Source organism: Microcoleus sp. BM001215392, assembly GCF_036700185.1.
Taxonomy (GTDB): domain Bacteria; phylum Cyanobacteriota; class Cyanobacteriia; order Cyanobacteriales; family Microcoleaceae; genus Microcoleus.
Genome location: NZ_JAUBOJ010000273.1, coordinates 1 through 10,389 on the forward strand (window position 1 = coordinate 1; position 10,389 = coordinate 10,389).

General features: G+C 49.0%; 9 protein-coding genes and 1 pseudogene. 4 read left to right on the top strand and 6 right to left on the bottom strand.

Going from position 1 to position 10,389, the window contains the following annotated elements; genetic code table 11:
- Window positions 1–202: pseudogene (locus QT974_RS23950) on the top strand (hypothetical protein); the annotation flags it as partial.
- Between the two features lie 218 nt (window positions 203–420).
- Here the strand turns inward: QT974_RS23950 and QT974_RS23955 are convergent.
- Complete coding sequence (locus QT974_RS23955; RefSeq protein WP_333470915.1) at window positions 421–2,745, bottom strand: IMS domain-containing protein; 2,325 nt, start codon at window positions 2,743–2,745, stop codon at window positions 421–423.
- A gap of 329 nt (window positions 2,746–3,074) precedes the next feature.
- On the opposite strand from QT974_RS23955, the gene QT974_RS23960 reads away from it, so the two are divergent.
- The 3 genes from QT974_RS23960 (at window position 3,075) to QT974_RS23970 (ending at window position 6,033) form a co-directional block, all read left to right on the top strand.
- Complete coding sequence (locus tag QT974_RS23960; RefSeq protein ID WP_333470916.1) at window positions 3,075–4,307, top strand: RNA-guided endonuclease InsQ/TnpB family protein; 1,233 nt, start codon at window positions 3,075–3,077, stop codon at window positions 4,305–4,307.
- A 135-nt stretch (window positions 4,308–4,442) separates the two neighbouring features.
- On the top strand, window positions 4,443–5,471 hold the full coding sequence (gene pdhA, locus QT974_RS23965) for a pyruvate dehydrogenase (acetyl-transferring) E1 component subunit alpha (protein ID WP_333470917.1): 1,029 nt from the start codon (window positions 4,443–4,445) through the stop codon (window positions 5,469–5,471).
- Between the two features lie 115 nt (window positions 5,472–5,586).
- Window positions 5,587–6,033 (top strand): clan AA aspartic protease, encoded by a 447-nt coding sequence (locus QT974_RS23970; protein ID WP_333470918.1) that lies wholly within the window; start codon window positions 5,587–5,589, stop codon window positions 6,031–6,033.
- A 91-nt stretch (window positions 6,034–6,124) separates the two neighbouring features.
- On the opposite strand, the gene QT974_RS23975 is transcribed toward QT974_RS23970, so the two are convergent.
- The 5 genes from QT974_RS23975 to QT974_RS23995 all read right to left on the bottom strand — a co-directional run bounded on the left by QT974_RS23975 (window position 6,125) and on the right by QT974_RS23995 (window position 10,086).
- Window positions 6,125–6,742, bottom strand: coding sequence for a hypothetical protein (locus QT974_RS23975; protein WP_333470923.1), 618 nt, complete (start codon window positions 6,740–6,742; stop codon window positions 6,125–6,127).
- Window positions 6,657–7,538, bottom strand: a complete 882-nt coding sequence (locus QT974_RS23980; RefSeq protein WP_333470919.1) for an NmrA family NAD(P)-binding protein — start codon at window positions 7,536–7,538, stop codon at window positions 6,657–6,659. The genes QT974_RS23975 and QT974_RS23980 overlap by 86 nt, the downstream gene beginning before the upstream one ends.
- A gap of 120 nt (window positions 7,539–7,658) precedes the next feature.
- Window positions 7,659–8,117: a nuclear transport factor 2 family protein gene (locus QT974_RS23985; RefSeq protein WP_333470920.1), complete on the bottom strand. Its 459-nt coding sequence runs from the start codon at window positions 8,115–8,117 to the stop codon at window positions 7,659–7,661.
- A gap of 94 nt (window positions 8,118–8,211) precedes the next feature.
- A complete protein-coding gene (locus tag QT974_RS23990) occupies window positions 8,212–9,306 on the bottom strand; it encodes an NAD(P)-dependent alcohol dehydrogenase (protein ID WP_333470921.1) in 1,095 nt (364 codons plus the stop codon).
- Between the two features lie 42 nt (window positions 9,307–9,348).
- Window positions 9,349–10,086, bottom strand: coding sequence for an SDR family oxidoreductase (locus QT974_RS23995; RefSeq protein ID WP_333470922.1), 738 nt, complete (start codon window positions 10,084–10,086; stop codon window positions 9,349–9,351).
- Window positions 10,087–10,389: the final 303 nt, after the last annotated feature.

Sequence of the window (10,389 nt, forward strand, 5' to 3'; positions counted from 1 at the left end):
TTGGTTATTGGTTGTTGGTTATTGGTTATTGGTTATTGGTTATTGGTTGTTGGTTGTTGGTTATTGGTTATTGGTTATTGGTTGTTGGTTATTGGTTATTGGTTGTTGGTTATTGGTTGTTGGTTATTGGTTATTTGTTATTGGTTGTTGGTTATTCGTTATCAAATCCGGTGGCACTGGGATTAATATTACTCAAAATTAGGACACGCTAGTGCTCAAGGAGTGTCAACTTAAGCTTTTAGTCCGCCAGGGGTTGAAACCCCTGTCGAGAAAGCGAAAGTCCTCTCGAAGAAGACTAATGAGTTCTTCAGTCTTCTTTGAGAGGACTTTGGCTTTGAGGCAGGGAATTCATTCCCTGCCGGACTATGGGTTGTGCGTTAAGTTGACACCTATGACCTGCGCAAGTCAATGCCCAATTCCCTACTTCATCACTTGCCAATCCATAATCCGCCATTGTCCGTCTTGACGGATCAAGTCGTAGCGGATGCGCAGGTTTTCGTTGCGCGAAGTAACTAGCTGATCGCGATCGAAGGTTTCGGCTTTTTCGCTGACTTGGGCTTCTACTTCGGCGCGATCGGGATTTGTCGGATTCGCCTTAACTCCTTTAACTTCTAGCTTGTGCACGTAACGCTGGTGGGCGTTGTTTTTTTGTTGAGCATCTGCCATCAATTGCCAGCGAGACAAAGCCGGTTCTGTGAGAACTTGCTGTAATTCTTCGACAGCGTGGTTGGGGCCCAAAGCCGCTGCTTTCGCCGACAGCCAGCTTTGCACTATTTGTCCTGCTGCTTGATCGGTGATTGCTCCGGAGACTGGCGCGGGGGCGGCGGCTTTGGGCTCTGGGGCAGCCGCAGCATCGGGAATCTCTATGGGCGGTGCTTCCAAGCTGACGGAGGCTTGTTCTCCTTGCAGGGATGGGCCCGACAAAGCTTGCATGGCACTCGCCAGCAGGCTGAGTATCCACCACAGGATTAACAGGCTCAGGACACTTGCGACGACAAGCAGAGCCAGCTTGTTTGGTGGCAGGGACTTGACTTGGGCTCCTATTTGGGCGGCTAGGGTGCGCGCCCGATCGGCAAAAGAGCCTGTTAACCCCTGACCGATCGCTCCGCTGCGTCGGCTCGAACTGGGACTCCTGCGCGGTTTGGAGGTCGAGGCTGCGGGGCGTCCCGCCGTAGTTGTCGGGAGAGAGACGGCGGAGGCCGCACCGATTCGGGCCGCCGTTGCCTGGTATTTCGGCGCTGAATCTGCGCTGGATCTATCTACTGGTACGGGGCTCAAGGTTACGGCACTCGCTGCCTGTTTGGCTGCCGGAGGCTGTGGTGGTGCGGGCGGGCGATCGCCTGCTGGTTGCAGTTTCCCTTGAGGTTTGCCCGATCGGGGTTGGACGACGACCCATTCGTTAGCGGTTTCTGCGTCTGAGGGCAAAGCTTCTAGGTAAGCTTGGACTTTCGGATCGGCAAAGTAATCTTTCAAAGAGACTGACTGATTTGCCAAGTCGCGGAAGTGAGGAAACACTTCTTCTTGCAGCCAGTGTTCGGCGTACAAGCACAGTCCTGGCAACAAATCGGGTGAATCTTGGGAATGTTCGCGAATGAAGGCGAGGGGTTCTTTTTCCGAACTGAGTTCGAGGGCTCTGCTGGCTTCTTCTGTTTGGCCCAGCAGCAGCGAACACACGGCTTTTTCGAGGTGAACGTCTTGGCGGCGGCCGAGCTGCATCAGCATCAGCTTGGCGCGGCGGATCATCGCGGGCCCTCTGGTGGCAAATCCTTGGGCTAGCAGGGTGTAGACCGAGAGGTAAGTGGCCACTGCGGAGGGGCGGCCGGCTTCGGTTTCAAATAGGGTCTGCTGCTCGCTGCTGGTTAGGTGTTTGCGCAGTTGCTGGACGAAGCGGAGGAAGTCTTCTATGCCTAAACCCGATCGATCGTCCCCCGAGCCATCGATACCGCCCCGTTCTTCTAGCATTTCTCGCAGGATTTGCAGTCCCTGACGGCGCTCCGAGACTTTTTCTTCGGGGAGCGATAGTAATTCTAAAATGTTGTACGGACGGAGTTTGTATATATCGGTTTGCATTTCACCCCTCACGCTTGGAAATAAGCTTTCGCGCAGCAGCAGTTCTTGACCTGCGTCTAGTGATTTGGCAGCATTTTGGTATTGACCTTGCTGCCATTGTTCGCGGCCGAGTTCTAGGCAGCCCAGGGCTACGGTTAAAACTATATCTGGCCGCACGAGCTCTTGGTCGCCGAAGCGGCCTTCCTCGATCGCGATGCTGCCATTGTTGAGATACGGGCGACCCAGTTTCTGTACGAGTTCGTATTCCCCCAGTTCTTGCAGTACGAGCAAAGCTCCTACGAATTGGTTGTCATCGATTTCAATACTTGGAGTGTGTGGGTCAGGAGCAGCGTCTAAAGCATTGGACTCGGCCGGAGGGGTTTCTCCTGCGTCATCTTGCAAAACTGTGGCTTGCCCTGCTGAGGTTTTCGACCTCTGCTTGGCTGCAATTGCTGCTTCCGACTCTCGATCGTAAGTTTTGGCTAAAAAACTGACATCATAAGCTTTGCGCCCGTCTGAGTCTGACAGAACGGCGCAGGCTTCATCGAGCAGTTGTTTGCGGGCGACGATCGCAACTTCGGAATACTCCCGGCGTGGAAGCTGTAAAGTGCGATCGCGGTGAGCCTGCTGCAACTGTTCGGCAGTAGCTTGAATCGGTAGACCCAAAATACGGTAGTAATCTAGTGGAATTAACACAGCGTCCACTTCCCCAAAGCGCTAGCAACTGAATTAGCCTATCTTAGCTAAGGTTGGTTTGTAACAAAAGCATTGCTGACAACTTAATCGGGTTTTGATGGGGTTGGTTCTCCCCCTGCTCACTTTTGACACCCCAAAGTTCATTTTAACAATTCGCCGGGAACTCCCCCACAAGAGCGCACGGGAAGGAACAGCGAAGCGATGCACGGTAATGTAGCAGGTGGGGGATGAGAGGCTCTTGGATACAGCGAAGCAGAATCCACAAACAATCACGGCGTACTGTCAAAAGCACATTTACCACTTTCTTAGATTTATGTTAAATTAGAAATGTGAAAAAAGCAGCCAAAGTACGAATTTATCCAGACAACACACAAAAGGAAGCGCTAGCAAAGGCTTTCGGCTGTGCCCGTTGGTTCTGGAATAATTCGCTTGCCCAAACCAATCGACTCTACAAAGAAACTGGGAAAGGATTATCTCGGCAAGGGATGAATGACCGTTTACCAGGATTAAAAAAAGAATTTGAATGGTTGAAGGAACCTTACAGTCAAGTGCTGCAATCGGTGTCACTCAATCTTTCACGGGCTTTTATCAATTTCTTTGAAGGTCGGGCCGCTTTCCCAAACTTCAAATCGAAGCACGGGAAACAGTCGATCCAATATCCTCAACATACCGAAATACTGGATGCTGGCTTAAAACTACCTAAAATCGGGGTGGTGACCGCTAAAATTCACCGCACTTTTGAGGGTGAGTTAAAGACTGTTACTATCTCTCAAACATCGTCAGGTAAGTATTTTGCTTCCTTGCTATTTGATGATGGTAAACCAGAAGCTGAATCTTCAAGTGAGGGCAAAGCGGTAGGGATTGATTTAGGATTGAGTCACTTTGCCATCACCTCCGACGGCTCCAAGTTTGACAACCCACGAATATTAAAAAAGCGCTCGAAAAACTTGAAGCGCAAGCAACAAAAGCTATCACGTAAAGTCAAAGGCTCAAATACTCGAAAGAAGGCGAAACGCATTGTGGCGAGAGTCCACGAGCGGATTGCTAATACCCGAAAAAACTTCCTGCATAAGCTCTCACGCAAAATGGTGAACGATAACCAAGTCATCTGCGTTGAAAACTTGGCAGTGAAGAATATGGTGAAAAATCACAATCTGGCTAAAGCAATCAGCGATGCTAGTTGGGCAGAATTCACCAGAATGTTGAAATATAAAGCAGGGTTTGATGGAAAGGTCTACATTGAAGTAGACCGTTTTTTCCCATCTTCTAAGACCTGCTCAGTCTGTCTCAATCGAGTTGGTAGCTTGCCTTTAGATGTTCGCTCATGGCAGTGTCAAAGCTGCGGAACAAAGCATGACCGAGATGTGAATGCGGCGCTCAATATCCGAAATGAAGGGCTACGTATTTTAGCGTTAGGAACTAGCGCTACTGCTAGTGGAGGGAAGGTAAGTCCGAAGGGTGGAAGGCGTAAGTCATCCGTCTCTAAGGCTCTCCCCGTCGAAGCTGGAAGCCCTACCCTCAACGACCCCAGAGCGCAGCTCGAAGGAAGTAGGCTGGGGTAGTTCACCAACGAACTATCGGCTGCACAGAAAATGTGCGATCGTTTTCTGCTGCGGTTCTGTCCACTCTCGGTTTACATTGAGTTGAGTATGGCAAGATGCCACCTGTCTAACAAGCCGATCGGGTATTAATTTTTTATGGAACGGACTTTACCAGTTTTTGACGCACAAAGCGTAACTATTTCTCGGGATGAGGGCTTGATGCTCTACGAGGATATGGTTTTGGGGCGCTTTTTTGAGGACAAGTGTGCTGAGATGTACTATCGGGGCAAAATGTTTGGTTTTGTCCACTTGTACAACGGACAGGAAGCTGTCTCGACTGGCGTGATTCGATCGATGCGCCGCGATAGTACCGATTATGTCAGCAGCACCTACCGCGATCACGTTCACGCTTTGAGCGCGGGCGTACCGGCGCGGGAAGTAATGGCGGAGTTGTTCGGAAAGGAAACCGGTTGCTCGAAGGGCCGCGGCGGTTCGATGCATATGTTTTCGGCAGAACACCGGCTGTTGGGAGGCTATGCTTTTGTGGCTGAGGGGATTCCTGTAGCTACCGGGGCGGCTTTTCAATCGAAGTACCGGCGCGAAGCTTTGGGAGATGAAAGTTCCGATGGCGTAACTGCTTGTTTTTTTGGCGATGGTGCTGCAAATAACGGGCAGTTTTTCGAGTGTTTGAATATGGCTGCTTTGTGGAAATTGCCGATTCTTTATGTTGTGGAAAACAACAAATGGGCGATCGGCATGGCCCACGAGCGAGCTACTTCTGACCCGCTGATTTACAAGAAAGCTCATGCTTTTGGCATGGCTGGAGTCGAGGTTGACGGGATGGATGTTTTGGCGGTGCGGGAAGTCGCGAAGGAAGCTGTAGCGCGGGCGCGGGCCGGCGAAGGGCCGACTGTGATCGAGGCTTTGACTTATCGTTTTCGCGGCCATTCCTTGGCAGATCCTGATGAATTGCGCTCTAAAGAAGAGAAAGAATATTGGTTCCCCCGCGATCCAATCAAGAAGTTGGCGGCTGATTTGATCGATCGCACTTTGGCTACTGCTGAAGAATTAAAGGCGATCGAGAAAAAGATTGAAGCTGTAATTGATGATGCGGTAGATTTTGCAGAGAAAAGCCCCGAGCCAGATCCGAGCGAATTGTATCGGTATATCTATGCTGAAGATTAGTAATCAAGACTGAGGCACAGACTCTGCTTGTAGGGTGCGCACTGCGCACCTTACTACTACAGATTAAAGCTAGAATCAAAGGTAGACTTTATAGACGAAAAGAGAGGCGATTTTTATGATAAATTGCGATCTAATTCAATTCAGCAAAAATACGGGCGCAGTTCGAGTCAAAGTCAAGCTCACGAATGCAATTGATGAAGGCTTGGTTAATCGAGGATTGCTCAATCCGAATCTTTTGCGCGTTTACGAAGTAGAAGCAGTGATAAATACTGGTGCAGTACGCACAGCAATTCCTGTAGAAGTCTGCGAACACCTCGGCTTAAGAATTCGGAGTCAAGAAATAGCAAAATATGCTGATGGCAGACAAGAAACTGTGGGATTGACCGGGCCTATTTTGATTGAACTGGAAGGGCGCGAGACGATTGAGGCGGCAATGGTTTTAGGCGATATGGTGCTAATCGGTCAAACCGTGTTAGAAACATTAGATTTGCTGGTAGATTGCAAGAATCAGCGTTTAGTTCCCAATCCCGAAAATCCCGAAAGACTTGTATTGAGAGTATAAGGGAATGCACGCATGGAGAAATTCATTTCAACCATTACCTTCAGATTTACCTTGATAATTCTGGTTTTCGGCATTCGGTGCGGAGCGCAAGCTATAAAATCCTCAACCAGCCAACTACGAGAAGGAAAATTAAGTTTGCTGACCAAAACAACAGCATCAGCCACAGTAAGCCTTGTGCGACAGCAAAGCTAACGTTACGGCTTTGAGCGTTCGCCCTTAAAAACTGTTGACTCTCCCACAGTTGCCAAACTCGAAATGTGGTGTAAATAGTGCCAATGATAACTAACAAACAAACGGGAGCATAAAAAATGCGATTGCAAAGTTGCTCCGTGACAATTTGAATTCCCATAACTAACAAATAGAATCCAAAAACAGCCCGCAGGTTGGGGTGACGTATCCACACCAAAAATGCAACTCCCGGTAACAGTAAGCCAATCACGATCGCAACTTGTATCCAAATCTTCAAAAAGCTCCGTTCCGCTTCGCTGTAGGCGATCTCAGTTTTAAGCGGTAGCAGGTTGGCGGCCATCAAACAACCGCTCAACAGAGTTAGAAGTGTGGCACCGACGATAAACAAAAGTATGGTTTTCCAGTTCATCTCTCCGAGGTTTTGGTAATAGCATTCAGCAGATATTTGAAAGCAGTTTCTTTTTGGCAAACTGCTCAAACGTTGTTGGTGTAACTGCTTCAGGTGTTCGTGCTGTGGCATAAATTCCGTCAGGATCGCCGAGGGCGCGAAACAGATTCCCTAACTCTCGTTGGACATCAGGCGTTGCTCCCATCAATCCCAGGCGCTGCTGCATTGATTCAACTGTCACTTGCACGTATTCGATCGGGCGTGAGAGCAATTGTGAAAGAATAGCAGTTGTTTCCAAAAGCGTTAAATTTTCTGGGCCCATCAAATTGCGAGTCCACTTACGGGCCCAACTATCGTCGAGTAGATATCTTGCCGCCTCATCGCCGATATCATCAGTGCTAATCCAGGGAATATCGTGGTCATTGGCATAGGGGAAGTATACGGTGCGATCGCCCTGAATAAACTCCACTTGAGCCAGGAAATTCTCCATGAAATAGCCCGGACGCAGATGCAGCACATTTGCTGTAGTTTGGTTAAAAATCGATTCAACGTTTCCACTAAATGAAACTGTACCCAAGTTTGATGCGGAACCCGCACCAATGCTGGAAATGTTGACAACTCGCTTGATGCCATTTTCACGCACGGCGTTTGCGCCAGCCATCGCTGTCTGAATGTACCAGTCATACAAGCTTGGTGTATCGAGTTTCGGTGGAGTCAGCCAAAACAAAGCATCTGCGTTTTGCGTTGCTTCAATTAACCCTTGAGCGTCATCACTGCCGATCGATTTCACCGTAGCACCTCGATCGACTAAATCTGCTAACTTTTCTGGATGTCTTGCTAAGAGAATAGTTTCGACTCCAGCCTGGATGATTTTATCAGCAGTACGTCGTCCAATATTGCCGGATGCGGCTGCAATTACAATTTTCATTCTCTGCTCTCTTTCCTATTAGTGTGCTGTCAAAAAAATGACAAACTATTAGACATTTACCATAATTATTGTGGAACAGGCAGGATGGCTGTTCCACACTGACTTTTTGGGAGAAGTCTATTACTCTGCATTGAAAGATTCGCGTAAATTTTGGGTGCCGCCCCATGCCTCAATCGCGGGAATAGGGTTCCAGTATTCGCGGTAATGGACAATCTTTCCATCCTTGGTTTCCAGTCGCATCACATAATCTTGCTGATAGTGGCAACCTGTAGCGGCAATTACGGCTTCGCCATGCACCTCAGCCAATAAAAAATTAGGATTTGAAGTTTGATATTCGCGAACATTCGTAAATATCAAGTTTTGCATCTGTGCTGGCACATCTTTCATGTAGTTGTAGATGGCAGATTTGCCTTCTAATCGTTCTGGTGAACCGAGAGCAGAAGCATAGGGAAATTCAACAACTGCATTTTCGGCAAATAAATTTACCCAAGCTGGGATATCCTTGCCAATCAGTGCCAGATGAGCCGCAAAAGCTTGATTTGCTGTATATTCTTCTTGGGTTTTACCTAGAAAATTCATCACTATATACCTCGTCATAAAGAGTTGAAGAAACGGCGAATTATTTAAATCTCAAAATAGCGATCGCCCCTAAATTTCAAAGAAATGGCTTATTTCAAGCAAGTTCTGATTCGGCTGGGGCATTCAGCGTAGCCATGTCGATTACCAGGCGATAGCGCACATCTCCCCGTTCCAGCCGTTCAAAACCGTCCTCGATCTCCGCAGCCGAGATGATTTCGACATCGGCTGCAATATTGTGCTTGCTACAGAAGTCCAGCATCTCTTGGGTTTCCAGCGTACCTCCGGAGCCTGAACTTGTCAGCCGCCGCCGTCCCATCGTCAGGAGGACGGGGCTGAAATCCATGTCCTTGGGAATGCCAAGACAGCAGAGCGTACCGTCGAGCTTGAGCGATCGCAGATACGGGTTGAGCGGATGTCGGGACGAGACCGTATCGAGGATGAAATCGAAGCGGAATGCTTGACCTGCCATTAGCTCGTCATCAGTTGACAGGATCGCCTCGTGTGCTCCCAGCGCCAGTGCATCGGCAAGTTTTTCTGGAGACGTGCTCCATAGCACGACATGAGCGCCCAGAGCACGAGCGAATTTTACCGCCATGTGACCGAGACCGCCCAGCCCGACAATACCAACGGTCTTACCGGGTCCCACATTCCAATGCTGAAGTGGCGACCAGGTTGTCACCCCCGCGCAGACCAACGGTGCTACGCTTGCCGGATCGAGATTGGCGGGCAGGTGATAGGCGAAATCGGTATTAACGACATATTCGTTCGAGTAGCCACCGCGCGTGATGCTGCCGTCGTGCCTGTCGATGCCATCATAGGTAGTCGTCGGAAATTCCTGGCAATACGGTTCTAGATGGCTTTTGCACGGTGGGCATTGGCGACAGGAATCGACGATGTTGCCCACTACTACGCCATCGCCTATTCGGAATTTCGTGACATCCGCGCCGATCGCCGTTACCTCTCCCACCATCTCGTGACCTGGAACTAAAGGAAAACGGCTATTCCCCCGAATAGCGTGGAGGTCGCTATGGCATACGCCACAGAACTGGATCTTCACGGCAATGTCGTCTGGTCGCAATGCCCGCCGCTCGAATGTCCAGGGAACGAGGCGATCGCCTTGGCTCAAAGCGGCCAGTCCGTAGGAGAGACGCATTGGTTGGTTCTGTTCGATAGATGTGTTTCCTAGCATTTGCTGTTCTCCTGTTTGTGAGCGAAGGGTAATTTAGGTTCGTTAGTAAGGGCTGGCGGTGGGTCTGACGATGATTTCGCTGACATCAACATCATCAGGTTGGTCGATCGCAAATAAAATCGATCGGGCGATCGCCGCAGCAGGAATCGCTATTTTTCTAAATTCTTGCATTCCCTTTCTCGCAGCTTCATCGCTGATGCTATCAGCTAACTCAGACTCCGTGACTCCTGGAGAAATCACCGTCACCCGAATATCGCCGCCGACTTCTTGTCGCAATCCTTCTGAGATTGCGCCAACCGCAAATTTAGTCGCACAGTAAACAGCAGCAGTAGGAGAAACTGCGTGTCCGCCAATTGAAGAAAGATTAATAATCTGTCCCGATCTTTGTGCTTTCATCACCGGAAGTACGGCAGCAATTCCATACAAAACACCTTTGATATTGACATCAATCATTTGATCCCATTCCTCAACTTTCAGTTGTTCGAGTGCGGATAGCGGCATGACGCCAGCATTGTTAATCAGCACATCTACGCGATCGAACTTAGTTTGGGCAAATTTGACGAAATCCTCCAATTGACTGCGTTGTGTCACATCCAGAGCCTGGAATTCAACCGTTCCACCCTCTGCACGGATGTCCTTGGCGATAAGTTCTAGGCGATCGGTGCGGCGCGCTCCCAAAACAACTTTTGCACCGTTTTTAGCAAGCAATCTAGCAGTGGCTTCACCAATGCCGCTACTGGCTCCAGTGATAATAATGACCTTTCCATTTAAGTTAGACATTGAAACCTCGTAGTAATATCCCTAAGCTAAGTCGATCTAAAGCGTTCTATAGCAGTCCTTGCAGGAGTCGTAAAGTTTTTTACCCCACCCCAACCCTCCCCTTAGTAAGGGGAGGGAGTAAGAAAAAGTTCACAAATGATTTAGGATCGCTATAGGGCGATCGAACCTTCTCAAAGTCTTATTTATCTCATTTCCTCCTCTGTGTCCTCTGCCTGTCTCCGGTTCATTTTCCTCTTAATTCGCGGAATTCATAAATAATTTATTAACCGCCAGTAATTGACTCGAACTTCTGTACTATGCTCA